This is a genomic window from Pseudomonas sp. PME37.24/025 (genome assembly GCF_055556615.1).
Genome location: NZ_JBVHNK010000014.1, coordinates 26,790 through 43,773 on the forward strand (window position 1 = coordinate 26,790; position 16,984 = coordinate 43,773).

The 16,984-nt window shown below is 60.0% G+C and carries 13 protein-coding genes; 12 read left to right on the top strand and 1 reads right to left on the bottom strand.

Annotated features, from left to right (window positions below):
* Positions 1-44: 44 nt before the first annotated feature.
* Both ACZ3HH_RS23750 and ACZ3HH_RS23755 read left to right on the top strand, forming a co-directional pair.
* Positions 45-944, top strand: coding sequence for a proline iminopeptidase-family hydrolase (locus tag ACZ3HH_RS23750; protein ID WP_465808224.1), 900 nt, complete (start codon positions 45-47; stop codon positions 942-944).
* 197 nt (positions 945-1,141) lie between these two features.
* Positions 1,142-3,268 carry a TonB-dependent siderophore receptor gene (locus ACZ3HH_RS23755; RefSeq protein ID WP_465808226.1) on the top strand — a complete coding sequence of 709 codons (2,127 nt, stop codon included), beginning with the start codon at positions 1,142-1,144 and terminating at the stop codon, positions 3,266-3,268.
* A 126-nt stretch (positions 3,269-3,394) separates the two neighbouring features.
* Here ACZ3HH_RS23755 and ACZ3HH_RS23760 read toward each other — a convergent pair whose 3' ends face one another.
* Positions 3,395-4,882 carry an aldehyde dehydrogenase family protein gene (locus ACZ3HH_RS23760; protein WP_465808228.1) on the bottom strand — a complete coding sequence of 496 codons (1,488 nt, stop codon included), beginning with the start codon at positions 4,880-4,882 and terminating at the stop codon, positions 3,395-3,397.
* 566 nt (positions 4,883-5,448) lie between these two features.
* Here ACZ3HH_RS23760 and ACZ3HH_RS23765 point away from each other — a divergent pair.
* The 10 genes from ACZ3HH_RS23765 (at position 5,449) to argE (ending at position 16,847) form a co-directional block, all read left to right on the top strand.
* Complete coding sequence (locus ACZ3HH_RS23765; RefSeq protein WP_007904415.1) at positions 5,449-6,117, top strand: haloacid dehalogenase type II; 669 nt, start codon at positions 5,449-5,451, stop codon at positions 6,115-6,117.
* Positions 6,118-6,153: 36 nt separating this feature from the next.
* Positions 6,154-7,428 (top strand): NAD(P)/FAD-dependent oxidoreductase, encoded by a 1,275-nt coding sequence (locus tag ACZ3HH_RS23770; RefSeq protein WP_465808230.1) that lies wholly within the window; start codon positions 6,154-6,156, stop codon positions 7,426-7,428.
* An 86-nt stretch (positions 7,429-7,514) separates the two neighbouring features.
* Positions 7,515-9,161: an ABC transporter substrate-binding protein gene (locus tag ACZ3HH_RS23775; protein WP_465808232.1), complete on the top strand. Its 1,647-nt coding sequence runs from the start codon at positions 7,515-7,517 to the stop codon at positions 9,159-9,161.
* Positions 9,162-9,207: 46 nt separating this feature from the next.
* Positions 9,208-10,164: an ABC transporter permease gene (locus ACZ3HH_RS23780; protein WP_465808234.1), complete on the top strand. Its 957-nt coding sequence runs from the start codon at positions 9,208-9,210 to the stop codon at positions 10,162-10,164.
* On the top strand, positions 10,161-11,033 hold the full coding sequence (locus tag ACZ3HH_RS23785) for an ABC transporter permease (protein ID WP_465808236.1): 873 nt from the start codon (positions 10,161-10,163) through the stop codon (positions 11,031-11,033). Before ACZ3HH_RS23780 ends, ACZ3HH_RS23785 begins: the two co-directional genes overlap by 4 nt.
* Before the next feature lies 1 nt (position 11,034).
* On the top strand, positions 11,035-12,879 hold the full coding sequence (locus ACZ3HH_RS23790) for an ABC transporter ATP-binding protein (RefSeq protein WP_465808238.1): 1,845 nt from the start codon (positions 11,035-11,037) through the stop codon (positions 12,877-12,879).
* A complete protein-coding gene (locus ACZ3HH_RS23795) occupies positions 12,876-13,184 on the top strand; it encodes a (2Fe-2S)-binding protein (protein WP_460145807.1) in 309 nt (102 codons plus the stop codon). Before ACZ3HH_RS23790 ends, ACZ3HH_RS23795 begins: the two co-directional genes overlap by 4 nt.
* The gene (locus tag ACZ3HH_RS23800) at positions 13,166-14,542 is read left to right on the top strand and encodes an FAD/NAD(P)-dependent oxidoreductase (RefSeq protein ID WP_465808240.1); all 1,377 of its coding nucleotides are present in this window, start codon (positions 13,166-13,168) and stop codon (positions 14,540-14,542) included. Before ACZ3HH_RS23795 ends, ACZ3HH_RS23800 begins: the two co-directional genes overlap by 19 nt.
* Positions 14,539-15,693 carry an NAD(P)/FAD-dependent oxidoreductase gene (locus ACZ3HH_RS23805; protein ID WP_465808242.1) on the top strand — a complete coding sequence of 385 codons (1,155 nt, stop codon included), beginning with the start codon at positions 14,539-14,541 and terminating at the stop codon, positions 15,691-15,693. Before ACZ3HH_RS23800 ends, ACZ3HH_RS23805 begins: the two co-directional genes overlap by 4 nt.
* Entirely contained in the window at positions 15,690-16,847 is a 1,158-nt protein-coding gene (gene argE / locus ACZ3HH_RS23810; RefSeq protein ID WP_465808244.1) for an acetylornithine deacetylase, read from the top strand. Before ACZ3HH_RS23805 ends, argE begins: the two co-directional genes overlap by 4 nt.
* Positions 16,848-16,984 lie beyond the last annotated feature (137 nt).

Genomic DNA, 16,984 nt, shown 5'->3' on the forward strand with positions numbered 1-16,984 from the left:
CCGCTATTGTGTGCCGTACGGTTTTTCAGGGGCGGCACGAAGAAATGGAATCTATCGGAACACGCGAAGGCTTCGCACCTTTTGGTCCTTATCAGACCTGGTACCGCGTCACGGGTCACTTCGACGGTAAAAACACGCCGCTGGTGATTCTTCATGGCGGTCCGGGCTGCACGCATGATTACGTCGACGCTTTCAAGGACATCGCCGCGAGCGGCTATCCGGTGGTTCATTACGATCAACTGGGTAACGGTCGTTCGACCCACTTACCAGAAAAAGACGCCTCATTCTGGAACGTAGCGCTGTTTCTCGATGAACTGGACAACCTGCTGGATCATCTGGAGATCAGCGACAATTACGCGCTGCTGGGGCAGTCCTGGGGCGGTATGCTCGCCAGTGAGCACGCCGTACGGCAACCTGCGGGGCTACGGGCCTTGATTGCCGCCAATTCTCCCGCGGATATGCGCGTCTGGGTTGAGGAGGCCAACCGTTTACGTCAATTATTGCCCGCCGGCGTACATGAAACATTGCTGGAGCACGAGCGGACAGGGGATTTTCAAGCGGTCGCCTATCAGGACGCTTCGAGGGTTTTTTACGACAACCATGTGTGTCGCGTCCTTCCCTTGCCAGACGAAGTCGCACGTACGTTTGCCCAGGTCGATGCCGACCCCACCGTTTACCATGCCATGAGCGGGCCGACGGAGTTTCATGTGATAGGCAGCCTGAAAGACTGGACCATTGTCGACCGCTTGCAGCACATCAACGTGCCGACGCTGGTGATCTCCGGTCGCTACGATGAAGCAACACCGACGGTGGTCAAACCCTATCTGGAGCAGATTCCGAATGCTCGTTGGGCGCTGTTCGAGAACTCCAGCCACATGCCTCATGTCGAGGAGCGGGTTGCCTGCATGGGGACAGTGGTGAGTTTTCTGGATGAGTGCTTGTAGAGTGGGATGAAGGTCGGCCAAGGCCTGCTTGCGGCAACCAGGCATAAAAAATGGACCTCTTAAAAGAGGTCCATTTTTTTTGCCCGGAAGACGCCTTTTGTACCGTCGCGCATTTCCACTACATCAGGGGTATTTACTGATAATACATCGCACAATACAATGAGAATCGTTACTACTAACTCATCGAGTGCGACGTCTTGAGCCAGCCCCACCCCTTTGCCCGCCGCAAGGTCTTCATGAAAAACGCGTTGCCAACGCTCTCCTGCGTTATGTTTGCCAGCCCTCTGTGGGCACAGGCACCCCTCGAACTGCCGACCACTGATATTCAGGCAAGCCGCGTCAGCCAAGACACGAGCTACACCACCTCTCAAGCCAGCACCGCGAGCAAAAGCACTGTGCCGATCAAGGAAGAGGCGCAATCGGTCAATGTGGTAACCCAGCAAACCCTGGCCGACTATCAGGTGCGCTCGCTGGACGACGCCATGAAGTTTGTCAGCGGCGTCAGCCAGGGCAATACCTTGGGCAACTCTCGCGACTCACTGGTCAAGCGCGGTTTTGGCACCAACGATGACGGCTCGATCCTGCGCGATGGCGTGCGTTCCAATATGGGGCACAACTTCAGCGCCACCACGGATCGTGTCGAAGTGCTAAAAGGGCCTGCTTCGATGCTGTACGGCGCGCTGGAGCCCGGCGGATTGATCAACGTGATCAGCAAGAAGCCTGAATACACCCAGAGCACGACCCTGAGCGGATCGGCCTATAGCGAAGGCGGCGGCACCCTGGCCGTCGACACCACCGGGCCGCTGGGAGATACGGGCCTGGCCTATCGTCTGATTGCCGAACGCGGCCATGAAGATTACTGGCGCAACTACGGCGTGAACGAGAGCACCCTGGTCGCGCCATCGCTGAGCTGGACCGGCGACCGCGCCAGCCTGACCCTGAGCTACGAATACAACGACTATTCCAACCCCTTCGACCGCGGCACTGTGTTCACCAACGGTCACCCGGCGGACATCGACTACGACAAGCGTCTCGACGAAAAATGGGCCAAAAGCGTCGGTATCCGTGAAGTGGCCACCGCGCGTTTCGAGTATCAGCTGAGTGACGATTGGAAAACCCGCGTCACCTACGGCTGGAACAACGACCGCTACAGCCTCTCGATTGCCCAGCCGAGTTCATTGACCGGCAACAATCTGCGACGTGCCGCCAACGGCGCTCACTACGATGATGAGACCCGTTACGCCAGTTGGGATTTCATCGGCCAGCAAGAACTGTTCGGCCAGCGCCATGACCTGCTGGTGGGCGCGGATACCGAAGCGTCCGACCAATTTCGCGGCAAAACCTACCGTAATACCCCGCGGTCAGGCTTCGACATCACCGCGCCAGTTTATGGGCGTTTGGCCGAGCCCAGCCTCATCAGTGCCACGCAAAGTGACTTGAGCAATCAGCTGACTTCCAGCTCCGTGTACTTCAAGGATAACTGGCACCTCGATGACCGCTGGATCCTGGTCCTCGGCGGTCGCCAGCAGCATTACGATCAGTACAGCGATCAGGGCCGCGGCAGCCGCTATACCGTCAACCGCGACGATAACGGCGATGCCTTCGTGCCGTTTCTGGGCCTGGTCTACAAAGCCACCGATACCTTGTCGCTGTATGGCAACTACAGCCGTTCGTTCAAGCCCAATACCCAAGTCGACGATGCCGGCCATACGTTCGATCCGGAGGAGGGCCGCAGCTACGAAGTCGGCGCGAAGTACGACCCGCTGCCGGGGCTGAACATCAACCTTGCGCTGTTCGACATCGTCAAGAAAAACGTCGTGACCACCCAGTCGATCGGAGGGGTCAACCTCTCGGAGGCGGCGGGCAAGGTGGGTTCACAGGGGCTGGAACTGGACATCACCGGGCGTGTGGCCGAGCGCTGGGACCTGATCGGCACCTACGCCTACACCCACACGGAAATCCTCGACGACCCGGATGACGAGGGTCATCGCCTCGCCGATGCGCCGAAGCACACCGCGAGCCTGTACCTCACCCATCACCTGAATGTTCCTGCGGAATTCGGGGCCTGGCATGCCGGCGCTGGCGCACGTTACGTCGGCGAACGCGCCGCCAACAACGCCAACGATTTCTGGCTGAGCAGCTACACCGTGGCCGATGCCTTCGTGCGTTGGGAAACACCAATGTTCGGCTACAAGACTTCGCTGCAATTCAACGTCGACAACCTGTTCGACAAACAGTACTACCCGTCCTCTACCGGCACCCCACTGGCAGTCAATGTCGGTGAGCCGCGCACGGCAACACTCAGCGCCAGTGTGACGTTCTGATCCTTGTGCATTGATTCACTGACCCGTTCCGCTGGTAGATGTATCGGGCGGAACGGGTCGGGGCTCAGAGCTTCATGACAGTGATCAGGTTGTCCAGCGCCTGGTGAATGATCAAAGCAACGGGATCTACGTGCGCGAAGAGGTCTCTATCGATCCGCCAAATCCAATGATCGCTTTGGTTTCCAGGTACTCTTCAAAGCCGTAGACACCGTATTCACGACCATTACCAGATCGCTTGTAGCCGCCGAAGGGAGCCGTTGGATCCCAGGCGGGATAGTTCAGATGCACTTGTCCCGCGCGGATACGAGAGGCAACGGCACGTGCAAGGTCAAGGTTCTGAGCCTGAACATGGGCGCCCAGCCCGTAGACCGTATCGTTCGCGATAGCGACCGCCTCATCGATCGTTTCATACGGGATGATGCACAGCACCGGACCAAAAATTTCTTCTTGAGCGATCCGCATGGCGGAATCTACTTCGGAGAAAACTGTCGGTCGGATGTAGAAGCCCTGTTCATAACCCGGTACGCGTCCGGGTCCGCCGCAAATGAGTTTTGCGCCCTCATTCAAGCCAGCCTCAATCATTAATTGCACGCGATTGAACTGGGCCTCGTTGGCAATGGGGCCGAGTACCGTCTCTTCTGATTGCGGGTCACCAACGATGATTGCATTGGCGGTAGCGGCAGCCAGTGATTCGACCTCCGCCAGTCTGTTTTTTGGAACGATCATTCTTGTCGGGGCGCTGCACGATTGTCCGACGTTGCGAAACGCCGACATCACCCCCAGCGGAACGGCTTTGGCGAAGTCGGCGTCGGGAAGCATCAGGTTCGGTGACTTGCCGCCCAATTCTTGTGTGACACGCTTCACCGTATGGGCGGCCGCCTGTGCGACCAGCGCGCCTGCCCGGTTTGAGCCGGTGATCGAAATCATATCGATGTCGGGGTGCGCTGCCATGGCTGCGCCTACCTCGTGACCACTTCCGTTCACCAGGTTGAACACGCCCGGTGGAAGGCCTGCGTCATGCACCAGTTGTGCAAAAAGAAGGGCGCTCAGAGGTGATAGCTCGCTGGGTTTCAGGACCACTGTGCAGCCGGCCGCAATAGCCGGGGCGACTTTCGCAGTGATTTGATAAAGCGGCCAGTTCCACGGCGTGATGAGACCGCAAACGCCTATCGGTTCGCGTTCAATCGCGGTGCTGCCTTCAACGGTTTGGAAACGGTAGGTGGACAGCAGATCACGTGCGACCCGTACATGTTCGGCCGCAAGAGGCACTTGCATGGCCCGGGCGGAACCGATGGCTGCGCCCATTTCGAGAGAGATCGCCTGCGCAAGAAGCTCCTTTCGTTCAAGGATCAGATCATGGATTTTCCCAAGGAAAAGCGCGCGCGATTCTGCCGAAGTGGCAGACCAACCGGCAAACGCGGCACGAGCCGCTGATACAGCCCGATCAACATCCTCGGCAGACCCTTGCGCGACGTGCGCAACAACCTCTTCAGTTGCCGGATTGACCACCGGCAAACTGGCCGGGACTGCCGGGGAAGACCAACAGCCATTGATATAAAACGTGTGAGACGTTTGCGGATCAACGCTGTAGCTATTCGAAGATTGTGTTGTCATCCAACTAGCTCCTTAGAGCGGTAATAGGCACTGCGAGCAGCAGAGGGCGGGCTGTCTTGCGACTTTGCAAGGCTGCCGAGTCTTCTCAATAAGCTAACAAAGCAGGCCAGACAAAATATGCCGTTCTTTAAGGTTGCAAAGGACAATCTGCTGTATCTGCCAGGCTAACTTTGCACCAACGTAATTTGACTCCTTTTACGTCAGTAACCCATCTGATAAAGCCTCTTGCTGGCGGTCGTGATCGCTAGTCGATAGCTTTTAGTAACCAGAGCAAACTGCTTGATTGCGCCGCTTGATTGCGGCTAAACAGAGCTCGTCAGCGCACCATAACTGCCCGATAAGGCGCAGAAACAGCGCTGAAACGCCCGAGTCTGGAGCGTCCCGCACAGTCTGCTGAGCGAGCCCTGCAAAACGGTGGTTTGTACCAAGCAGCCTGCACATTTAACGATTTATGCACGGTCTCATGATGTTGTAATGAATTCGTGATGCAGCGTTGCCCCGATGCTTCTCGAACGGAGTAACTGCTTGCCCCGTCATGACCTCAACCATCATTCAGGACTGCACTCATGAGCTTTCTTCGACCCAAGTTTATTACCTTCGACTGCTACGGCACGTTGACCAACTTCCAAATGGGAAACATGACGCGCGAACTGTTCGCCGATCGTGTCCCTGCCGGGCAAATGGATCAGTTCGTCAAGGACTTCTCCGCCTATCGTCTGGATCAGGTGATGGGTGACTGGCGGCCGTATGATGAGATTATCAAGACCTCTCTGGCGCGGGTCTGCAAACGTTGGGGCATTGAGTACAAAGGCGAAGGCCAACTCTATTACGACGCCGTACCGACGTGGGGCCCACATGCCGACGTGCCGGCCGGCCTGGCGAAAATCGCCGACAAGATTCCGCTGGTAATTTTCTCCAACGCGATGGACGAGCAGATCATGTCCAACGTCGACAAGCTCGGCGCGCCTTTCCATAAAGTCTTCACCGCCCAGCAAGCCCAGGCCTACAAGCCGCGCCTGGCCGCCTTCGAGTTCATGCTCGATAACCTCGGCTGCGGGCCGGAGGACGTTCTGCACGTATCTTCAAGCTTTCGCTATGACTTGATGCCTGCCCACGACATGAAGATCAAGAACAAAGCCTTCGTTGCCCGTGGTCACGAACAGCCGGCGAATGCGGTCTATGGCTACCACCAGATCCCCGATATCGGCGGGTTGGCCGGGTTGGTCGGTCTCTGAGTCTCACGGCACTCTTCAAGGCAAAAGGGGTTAGACATGGGCAGTGAGTCCTATTGGCTCGATACCGCACCGGTATTCACCGGTGCCCAGCTCGGCGGGTTGCCCGGGCAGGTCGATGTGGCCATCGTCGGTGGTGGTTTCACCGGCCTGGCGGCGGCCCGGGCCCTGGCCTTGAAGGGGGCCAGTGTGGTGGTGCTGGAAGGGGGGCGGGTAATTGGCGAGGCGTCAGGGCGCAATGGCGGTCAGTGCAACACCGGCGTTGCCCAGGACTACGCGGCGCTCAGCGCCAGCCTCGGCGCTGATAAAGCGCGAGCCTATTACCTGGCCTATGAAAGCGCCGTGCAGAGCGTCGTTTCGCTGGTGGAGCAGGAGCAGATTGCCTGCAACCTCAAGCGCAATGGCAAGCTCAAGCTGGCCGCCAAACCGATGCATTACGAAGGCCTGGCGCGTACCTGCGAATTGATTCGGCGCGAGGTCGATGCCGAGGTCGAGTTGCTGTCTGCGCAAGAGGCCCGCGCTGAAGTCAACTCGGCCGAGTTCCATGGCGGCTTGCTGCAGCGCAACGGCGTGCAGATGCACGTCGGGCGCTTCGGTGTCGGTCTGGCCGAAGCGGCAGCACGTCACGGCGCGTTGATCTTCCAGGGCGTGTCGGTGACGGACTGGAAAGCCCGTGCCGGCGGCTATCAGGTCAACACCACCAAGGGCTCGCTGCATGCCAAACAGGTTCTGCTGGCCACCGGCACATGTCAGCAGGGCGGATTGGGCTGGTATCGGCGGCGGATCGTGCCGGTGGGCAGTTTCGTGATCGCCACCGAGGTGCTACCGCAGGCCCTGATCGACAGCTTGCTGCCGGCACGGCGTTCCTATGTCACCAGCCGCATGATCGGCAACTACTTCCGCCTGACGCCGGACAACCGCTTGCTGTTTGGCGGTCGTGCGCGGTTTGCCATGTCTGACAGCGTTTCCGACGCCAAGAGCGGCGAAGTGTTGCAAGCGGCGATGGTGCAGATGTTCCCGCAGTTGGCTGCCGTGAAAATCGATTATTGCTGGGGTGGGTTGGTGGACATGACCTCCGATCGGTTGCCCCGGGCCGGCCAGCATGGAGGGGTTTATTACTCCATGGGTTACAGCGGTCATGGGGTGCAAATGTCGGTGCACATGGGGCAGGTCATGGCCGAGGTTATGGCCGGCAAGGTCGAAGCCAATCCTTGGCGCGAACTCGACTGGCCAGCCATTCCCGGGCATTTCGGCAAGCCCTGGTTCCTGCCCTTGGTGGGTGCGTATTACCGCCTGCAGGACTACCTACACTGAGTTCAAGGTATTTGCTTTACGTTTCAGCCACACACGATTAATCGCGAGCACTCGAGCCTTATCATTTTTCGAAAGGTAGAACTGACATGACTGACAACAAAAATAGTATCGACTCCCAGTTGATCACAGGGAAAGAAAGTCTGCGTATTTTCGAAGGGCTCAATCGCGGCATGTCACGCCGCAATGCATTGCAAATGCTGGGGTTGGCAGGAGTGGCCGTCGCGGGCGCCGGCAGCCTGTTCGGCGCCGCTGGCAAGCTGTTTGCCGATGATGAGGCCGCAAGCCCTGGCAAAGGCAAACCCGGCGGTCGTATCCGCGTCGCAGGCTCGTCCAGTTCCACCGCCGATACCCTGGACCCGGCCAAAGGTTCATCGTCCACCGACTACGTGCGCCATTACATGTTCTACAACGGCCTGACCCGTTTCGACAGCCATATGGTGCCGCAACTGGAGTTGGCCGAGCGTATCGACACCACTGACGCCACGCTCTGGGTGATCACTCTGCGCAAGGAAGTGGTCTTCCACAACGGCAAGCCTCTGACCGCCGCCGACGTGGTGTTTTCTCTGTTGCGGCACAAGGATCCAATCACCGGTTCCAAGGTCCTGCCGCTGGCGTCGCAGTTCGCCGAAGTCAAGGCTAACGGCACCCACGAAGTGCAGATACAGTTGAGCGGCCCCAATGCTGAACTGCCATCGGTTCTTGCCATCTCACACATGTTGATCGTTCCCGAGGGTACGAGCGATTTCAGCCAGGGCATCGGCACCGGCCCGTTCAAGGCCAAGGAGTTCAAGCCTGGGGTGCGCTCGATTGGTGTGCGCAATACCAATTACTGGAAACCCGGCTTGCCGTATCTGGACGAGATCGAATTCATCGCCATTGCCGACGAGCCGTCACGGATCAATGCCCTGTTGTCGGGCGACGTACACATCGTCAACGAAGTTAACCCGCGTTCAACGGTTCGTATCAAGGCCAGTACCAAGCATCGGGTCGTGGACTCGCCGTCGGGTAACTACACCGACCTGATCATCCGTCAGGACCAGTTGCCGGGCAAAAGCCCGGAATTCACCGAGGCTATGAAGTTGCTGCTGGACCGGGAACAGATCAAGTCGGCGATATTCCGTGGCTACGCCAGGGTCGGCAACGATCACCCGATCGCACCCGGTGCGCGCTTCTTCAACGCCGACCTGCCACAACGTGCCTACGACCCGGAAAAAGCCAAGTTTCTGCTCAAAAAGGCCGGAATGGAAAGCATCACCATGCCGCTGATGTGCTCGCCGGCCGCGACCGGTTCGGTGGACATTGCTGTGCTGCTGCAGCAGTCAGCCAAAGAGGCCGGGCTCAAGCTCGACGTCAACCGCCTGCCGAGCGACGGCTACTGGTCCAACCATTGGGCGAAGCACCCGCTGAGTTTCGGCAACATCAACCCGCGGCCCAATGCCGACATGCTTTTCTCGCAGTTCTTCCAGTCGACAGCACCCTGGAACGAGTCCGGTTGGAAAAACGATCAGTTCGACCAGCTGTTGGTACAAGCCCGAGGCGAAACCGACGAAGCCAAGCGCGGCAAGATGTACGCAGACATGCAAACCCTGGTGCATGAGCACAGCGGTATCGGCGTACCGGTGTTCATCAGCAACATCGATGGTGCCGATCAGCGAGTCAAAGGCTACGGCACCAACCCTCTGGGCGGTTTCATGGGCTACATGTTTGCCGAGCAGATCTGGCTGGACGCTTGATGAAAGTCGGGTTTTTGCTGCAGCGATATTGCATGAGGATAGGGTGATGAATAGCAACACACTGTGGTTGATCGGCCGGCGCCTGGGCGCGGCGATCGTGACCTTGTTGATTGTGTCCATGGTGGTCTTCGCCATCACGGCGGTGCTGCCGGGAGACGCGGCGCAACAGTCTCTGGGGCAGTTCGCCACGCCGGAACAAGTGGCCGCCTTGCGCCTGAAAATGGGGCTGGATCAGCCTGGTGTGTTGCGTTACCTGCACTGGTTGATAAGCCTGCTCAGCGGCGACATGGGGGTGTCGGTGTCCAATGCCATGCCGGTCAGCGACTTGATGGCCGGGCGGCTGCCCAACACCCTGATGCTGGCGGCCGCCACGGCGCTGGTATCGGTGCCGGTGGCGTTGATTCTGGGCATCGGTTCGGCCATGGGCCGGGGCGGACGTATCGACAGCTTCCTCAGCTTTTGCACCTTGACCATGGTGGCGGTGCCGGAGTTTCTGGTCGCGACCCTGGCGGTGCTGATTTTCGCGGTGAACCTGGGCTGGTTGTCGGCGTTGTCCTACGCCAGTGACATCACTTCACCTTGGCAATTCATGCGCACTTACGCGTTGCCGGTGATGACGCTGTGCTGCGTAATCGTCGCGCAAATGGCGCGCATGACCCGGGCGGCGGTGATCGATCAGCTCGACAGTCCTTACGTGGAAATGGCCCGACTCAAAGGTGTGAGCAAGATGCGGATCGTCCTGCGCCATGCCTTGCCCAATGCCATCGGCCCCATCGCCAATGCTATTGCCTTAAGCCTTTCCTACCTGTTGGGCGGGGTGGTGATCGTTGAAACGATCTTCAACTACCCCGGCATCGCCAGCCTGATGGTCGATGCCGTGACCAATCGCGACATGGCCTTGGTTCAAGCCTGCACCATGTTGTTTTGTACGGCGTATCTGACGTTGGTGCTGATTGCCGACCTGTGCGCGATTCTTTCCAATCCGAGGCTGAGAAATCAATGAACAATCTCATTGTGAAATCGCCGGCTACTACCAAGTTAGCGCTGGGCAAGGTTTCCCACGGATCGTCCTGGCTCGGCCTGATCGGCGCCGCGATGTGTGTGATCTGGTTGCTGGTGGCCATCTTCGGCCCGTGGCTGGCGCCACATCCGGTGGGGGAAGTGGTCTCTGATAATGTTTTCGACAACCTGAGCGCTGCTTACCCGTTCGGCACCGATTACCTGGGCCGCGACATGCTTAGCCGGATCCTCGTCGGCGCACGATTCACCGTCGGCCTGGCGTTGGTGGCCGCGGTAATGGCCAGCGGTCTGGGGACCAGCTTTGCGTTGCTGTCGGTGGTTTCACCAAAGTGGCTGGATGAGTTGATCAGTCGCCTGATGGACGCCTTCATTTCGATCCCCAGCAAGATGCTGGCGTTGATCATGGTCTCGGCCTTCGGCTCCTCGGTCACCTTGCTGATCTGCACGGCGGTATTGAGTTTCACCCCGGGCGCATTTCGCATCGCCCGCAGCATGGCGGTGAATATCGAAGCGCTGGAATACGTGCAAGTGGCCCGTACTCGCGGCGAGCGTCGGCTGTACATCGCCTGCGTGGAAATCCTGCCGAACATGCTCAACCCGGTGCTGACGGACCTGGGCTTGCGCTTCGGCTTCATCGTCCTGCTGCTCAGCGGCATGAGCTTTCTGGGCCTGGGTGTGCAACCGCCGGATGCCGACCTCGGCTCCCTGGTGCGCGAGAACATCGGTGGCCTCAATCAGGGAGCACCGGCCATCGTGATTCCGGCCCTGGCCATCGGTACGCTGACCATCGGTGTGAATCTGTTTATCGACCGGCTGTCGTCGCGACGTAGTCGACGTTCGGGAGGCCATTGAAATGAGCGAATTAATTCGAGTCCAGGACCTGCGAGTGGTCGCCTGTGGCGAGCTCGGTGAGGTGGAAATCGTCAAGGGCGTGAGCTTCTCCCTGCAAAAAGGTGAAGTGCTGGCGTTGATCGGTGAGTCTGGCTCCGGCAAGACCACCATCGCCTTGGCGTTGCTCGGTTATGCCCGGCGTGGTTGTCGGCTGGCGGGTGGCGTGGTGCAAATCGGCGAACACGACATGCTGGCGTTGAGCGAAAGCGAGCTGCAAGGCCTGCGCGGCAATCGGGTGTCGTACATCGCGCAAAGCGCTGCGGCGGCGTTCAACCCGGCGAAAAAACTCATCGACCAAGTGGTGGAGGGCGCGTTGATTCATGGTCTGGGCAACCGGGCTGTGCTTGAGGCCAAGGCCATCGAGTTGTTCCGCGATCTGGCCCTGCCTGATCCCGATAACATTGGCCAACGTTACCCCCATCAAGTCTCCGGCGGGCAACTGCAACGGGTGATGGCGGCCATGGCGCTGATCAGCGATCCGCTGCTGGTGGTGCTCGACGAACCGACGACGGCACTTGATGTGACGACCCAGATCGATGTGCTGCGTGCCTTCAAACGGGTGGTGCGCGAACGCGGCGCGACGGCGGTCTACGTCTCCCACGACCTAGCCGTGGTCGCGCAAATGGCTGACCAGATCGTGGTGCTCAATGGCGGCGAGATCTTCGAACAGAGCGCCACCGGACCTTTGCTCAACGGCCCGGCCCATGAGTACACCCGCAGCCTGTTGGCGGCGGCGCGGCCGGACACGACGATTCGTCCGCCTTGCGGCATCGCCGAAGAGACGCCGCTGCTGACCATCCAGGGCCTGACCGCCGGTTACGGCCACAAGAATGCGCAAGGCATGCCGGCCATTCGCGTGCTGGAAGACATCGACCTGACGGTTCGCAGAGGCCAGGCCATCGGCGTTATCGGTGAGTCGGGTTCTGGCAAGTCGACCCTGGCACGGGTGGTGGCCGGATTGTTGGAGCCCGCTCTCGGCGGTCTGACTTTCGATGGCCAACCCTTGGGTGGCAGCCTGTCGTCGCGCACCGACGAGCAGTTCCGACGCATTCAAATGGTCTTCCAGAATGCCGACACCGCACTCAACCCGATGCACAGCGTCAGCACCATTCTGAGCCGTCCGCTGAAGATGTATTTCGGCCTTAAGGGGGCCGCGCTGCGCGAACGTATCGGCGAGCTACTGGATCTGGTGCGCTTGCCGCGAACCATGGCCGAACGCCGCCCGAACGAACTCTCCGGGGGGCAAAAACAACGGGTCAATCTGGCCCGGGCCCTGGCCGCCAAGCCGGACCTGATTCTGTGCGATGAAGTGACCTCGGCACTGGATACCGTGGTGGGGGCAGCGATTCTCGAACTGCTGCGCGATCTGCGTCAGGAGCTGGGCGTTTCCTATCTGTTCATCAGCCATGACATCTCCACCGTGCGAGCGCTGTGCGACGACATTGTGGTGATGTACAGCGGCCACAAGGTTCAGTCCGGCAGTCGCCAGTCGTACGCTGAGGCGCCGTTCCATCCTTACACAGACCTGTTGATCCATTCGGTGCCGGAGTTGCGCCAGGGCTGGCTGGAAGGCTGCGGAACAACGACCTGCGGCACGCTGCCGCCCATTGGTGCCAAAGCCAATGTGCCTGGGCTGTGCACGTTCCTCAATCGTTGCCCGGTGCGGGTTGATGGCCTGTGCAATTGCGTCCCGCCGGACCGCAGGATGATTGTTGGCGGCAGTGAAGTCCTTTGTCATCACGACAGTGCCGAGTTGCTGAAAACCCAGAAGGATTCAAACAGCATGACTGCGGGAGCCTATGCATGAACGGGCGTTTCGTAAGGCTGGCCGAACAGGGCCGGCCCATCATCAAACTGCAGGTAGACGGCAAGCCTATCGAGGCGCTGAAGGGCGATACGCTGATGGTCGCGTTGCTGACTCAGGGCTCGGCGTTGCGCCAATCAGAATTCGATTCGGGTCGCCGCGCCGGTTTCTGCCTGATGGGCGCGTGTCAGGACTGTTGGGTCTGGACCCGCAGTGGCGAACGTCTACGCGCCTGCTCCAATGAGGTCCGTGAAGGCCTGGATATTGTCACCACACAACCGGAGGCGATATGGCCACTGCGCGGATAGTCATTGTCGGTGCCGGGCCGGCCGGCACACGTTGTGCCGAAACCCTGGTTGCCGCTGGTTTCAAGCCCATTCTGATCGATGAGAATCGCCGGGATGGCGGGCAGATCTACCGTCGCCAACCCGAAGGGTTTACCCGCGATTACACCACGCTGTATGGCACCGAAGCCGCCAAGGCCAACGACCTGCACCAGAGCTTCGACCGCTTGCGCGGGCAGATCGACTACCGTCCGGACACGCTGGTGTGGAACCTGACACCGGGGCAACTGTGCTGCGTCAGCCAGGGCAAACACTCGACGGTGGATTACGACGCGTTGATCCTGTGCACCGGCGCCACCGACCGTTTGATGCCGATCGAAGGCTGGCAGTTGGCGGGCACCTATAGCCTGGGCGGAGCGCAGATTGCGCTCAAATCCCAAGCGGTTTCCATCGGCCACCGCGTGGTGTTCATCGGCAGCGGGCCGTTGCTGTATCTGGTCGCCAGCCAATACGTCAAGGCTGGCGCCAAGGTCGCGGCGGTGCTCGATACCTCGCCGCTGAGCAAACGCATCCTCGCCATGCCGAAACTGCTGGCGCGCCCTGGCCTGTTGTTCACCGGGATGAAACTGCTGGCGCAGCTGTACCGGGCGAAGATCCCGGTGCATCTGGGAATTTCGCCGCTTCAAGTGGTGGGCGATGCGGTCAGTGGTGTCAGTGGTGTACGGGTGCGGACCGCTGGCGGGAAGACCCTGGTGGTGGATTGCGATGCTGTGGCGCTGGGTTATCACCTGCGCCCGGAAACTCAGTTGGCGGACCTGGCCGGTTGTCTTCTGCGCTTCGATGAAGCGTCGAACCAATGGTTGCTGGCCACGGATGAAGACGGTCGGACCTCGATCAGTGATGTGTATGCCGCCGGTGACGGTTCGAAGATTCGCGGTGCCGATGCCGCCGAGTGCGCCGGACGCCTGGCCGCACTGGCGCTGCTGGAGGACCTGCAGCAGCCGGTGGATGCCGGACAGGTCGCCGAACAGCGCCAAGCCCTGGAAGTGATGGATGAATTTCGCCTCGGCCTGGCTCAGGCGTTTCCCTGGCCATCTGCGCAAGCCAAAGCCTTGCCGGACGAGGCGATCGTCTGCCGCTGCGAAATGATCACGGCCGGCGAGTTGCGCCGTACTGTCAGTGAGAAAGGTGCCTGTGAAGTCAATCGCGCCAAGGCTTTCAGCCGGGTTGGCATGGGCCGTTGTCAGGGACGTTATTGCTCCCAGGCTGGCGCCGAAGTGATCGCCGCTGCGGCGGGTGTTGCCGTGCAACAGGTCGGCCGGCAGCGGGGGCAGGCACCGGTCAAACCCCTATCGATGCTCACCGAGGAGGTGTCGCCATGACGGTACAGAAAGCCGATGTCGTGATTGTCGGCGGCGGCCTGATGGGCGCCGCGGCAGCCTTTTTCCTGCGCCAGCGCGGGCAGTCGGTGATCCTGCTGGAGCGCGACCAGATCGGTCAGTACGCCAGCGGCGTGAACTTCGGCAATGTGCGACGCCAGGGGCGTTACCTCGGGCAGCTGGAATTGGCCAACCGCTCCTGGGCGCTTTGGAAGCGTCTGCCGGAACTGATTGACGATGACCTCGAATTCATCGCCAGCGGGCATATGCGGGTGTGTTACCGCGAAGACGAGATCGCCGAGCTGCAAGCTTATGCCGACGCTCCCGAGGCGGAGCAACTGGAGCTGAAAATCTTTCGTGGCGCCGAGCTGCACAAGCGTTTTCCGTTCCTCGGCCCGGATGTAAAGGGCGGCTCCTATGCCCCCCATGATGGTCACGCCAACCCGCGTCTGGCGGCCCCGGCGTTTGCCCGGGCGGCACGCCGCCTCGGTGCGCGGATCGAAGAGCGGACCGAAGTGGCCGAGGTGCAGAAGGTGGGTGGTGAGTTCAGCATCAGCACCACCGACGGCCGTCAGTTCAGCGCCGAGCGTCTGCTGATTACCGCTGGCGCCTGGGGCCAAAAACTTTCGGCGCAGTTCGGCGAACCGGTGCCGCTGGACACCCATGGCCCGCAAATGGCCGTGACTGAGCCGGTGCCTTACGCCTTGCCGACGGTGATCGGCGTCTATACCAAGATTCCCGAAGAATTGATTTATTTCCGCCAGATCCCCCGCGGCAACATCGTCATTGGTGGCGGCTACCGCAGCAAGCCGGACATGCTCACCCGTCGGGCTCAGGTCGAGCCGCGCAGCATCCTCAATCAGCTCGAGCAAATGCGCCGTCTGCTGCCGGGTGTCGGCAACCTGAATATCATTCGGGTCTGGAGTGGTATCGAAGGTTACCTGCCTGATTCTCTGCCCGTGATGGGGCCAAGCGGCACGGTTGATGGCTTGTTCTATGCCTTCGGCTTCTCCGGCCATGGTTTCCAGCTCGGTCCGGGCGTGGGCGACGTGATGGCCGAACTGATCAGCACCGGCAGCACCAGCACTTCGATTTCGCCGTTTTCCATCAACCGGTTCGCTTCTTCAGCCGAGCAACGGAGCAAGGCCTCATGAAACCCCGCGTACTGGAGATTCTCAAGCGTCTGATGGCCTTTGACACCGTCTCTTCGGAGTCGAACATGGCTTTGATCGAGTACGTGCGCGATCTGCTGCTGACCAAGGGCATCGAGTCGTTGATCGTCAAGGATGAAAGCGGCAAAAAGGCCAACCTGTTCGCCAGTACCGGTCCACGGGAAGTGCCGGGGATTTTGCTGTCCGGGCACACCGATGTGGTTCCCGCAGCGGGACAGGCCTGGACCTTCCCGGCGTTTCAGGCGACGGTGCAGGACGGACGGATTTATGGGCGTGGCAGTTGCGATATGAAGGGCTTTATCGCGCTGGCTATCGACGCCATGCTCGATGCCGCTGACCATTCCTTGAACCGGCCATTGCAACTGGCGCTGTCCCATGACGAAGAGATCGGCTGCGTCGGCGTGCGACGTTTGCTCGACGTGCTGCACCTGGCGCCGGTGCGGCCGTTTTTGTGCGTGATTGGTGAGCCGACCAATATGCGGTTCGTGCTCGGGCACAAGGGCAAGGGTTCTTACCGCACTTACTGTCGCGGCCTGGAAGCGCATTCCTCGCTGGCGCCACGTTCGGTCAATGCGATTCACGTGGCTTGCGATTTCATCGCGGCACTGCGTCAGAGCCAGCAGCAACTGCAAGAGCAGGGCGCGCAGGATGCAGATTACGACGTGCCTTACAGCACCGTGCATGTCGGGCAGATTGTCGGCGGCAAGGCGCTGAACATCGTGCCGAACCTGTGCACCCTGGACTTCGAAGTGCGTAACTTGCCGGCGGACGATCTGGATCAATTCCTGGAGCAGATGCGCGAGCGTGCCGAAGTGATCGTGCGCGAAGCCAAAAAGCTGTCCAGCGCGGCAGATATCGAAATTGAAACCCTGAACGTCTATCCCGGCCTCGATACCCATCCGAGTGTCGAAGCGGTGCGCTTTGTGAAAAACTTCGCCGCACCGGATACCGGCACCGCCAAGGTCTCCTTCGGCACCGAGGGCGGGTTGTTCCAACAACGCCTGGATGTGCCGGTGGTGGTCTGTGGCCCGGGTTCGATAGAGCAGGCGCACAAGCCTGACGAGTTCATCGAGATCAGCCAAATGGAGGCTGGCGAGCACTTCCTGCAAGGGTTGTTGGGCTCGATGCGGGTTTAGAGTTCCGTTTGCCTACGCCGAACACTTGCTCACACACGCTTGTGTCCCGGTTATGGCGTGACGCCCGAGCTTGAGTTCACCCCTTCAACGTTCTGACAGTGTGGGAAGTGCTGAGAAAGACTTCCCAGGCTTGACTG

Bases quoted from the DNA above. Each gene is read 5' to 3' on its own strand.
- ACZ3HH_RS23750 (WP_465808224.1), top strand. From the start codon at position 45: ATGGAATCTATCGGAACACGCGAAGGCTTCGCACCTTTTGGTCCTTAT.
- ACZ3HH_RS23805 (WP_465808242.1), top strand. From the start codon at position 14,539: ATGACGGTACAGAAAGCCGATGTCGTGATTGTCGGCGGCGGCCTGATG.
- ACZ3HH_RS23760 (WP_465808228.1), bottom strand. From the start codon at position 4,882: ATGACAACACAATCTTCGAATAGCTACAGCGTTGATCCGCAAACGTCT.
- ACZ3HH_RS23770 (WP_465808230.1), top strand. From the start codon at position 6,154: ATGGGCAGTGAGTCCTATTGGCTCGATACCGCACCGGTATTCACCGGT.
- ACZ3HH_RS23780 (WP_465808234.1), top strand. From the start codon at position 9,208: ATGAATAGCAACACACTGTGGTTGATCGGCCGGCGCCTGGGCGCGGCG.
- ACZ3HH_RS23785 (WP_465808236.1), top strand. From the start codon at position 10,161: ATGAACAATCTCATTGTGAAATCGCCGGCTACTACCAAGTTAGCGCTG.
- ACZ3HH_RS23775 (WP_465808232.1), top strand. From the start codon at position 7,515: ATGACTGACAACAAAAATAGTATCGACTCCCAGTTGATCACAGGGAAA.
- ACZ3HH_RS23795 (WP_460145807.1), top strand. From the start codon at position 12,876: ATGAACGGGCGTTTCGTAAGGCTGGCCGAACAGGGCCGGCCCATCATC.
- argE (WP_465808244.1), top strand. From the start codon at position 15,690: ATGAAACCCCGCGTACTGGAGATTCTCAAGCGTCTGATGGCCTTTGAC.
- ACZ3HH_RS23800 (WP_465808240.1), top strand. From the start codon at position 13,166: ATGGCCACTGCGCGGATAGTCATTGTCGGTGCCGGGCCGGCCGGCACA.
- ACZ3HH_RS23765 (WP_007904415.1), top strand. From the start codon at position 5,449: ATGAGCTTTCTTCGACCCAAGTTTATTACCTTCGACTGCTACGGCACG.
- ACZ3HH_RS23790 (WP_465808238.1), top strand. From the start codon at position 11,035: ATGAGCGAATTAATTCGAGTCCAGGACCTGCGAGTGGTCGCCTGTGGC.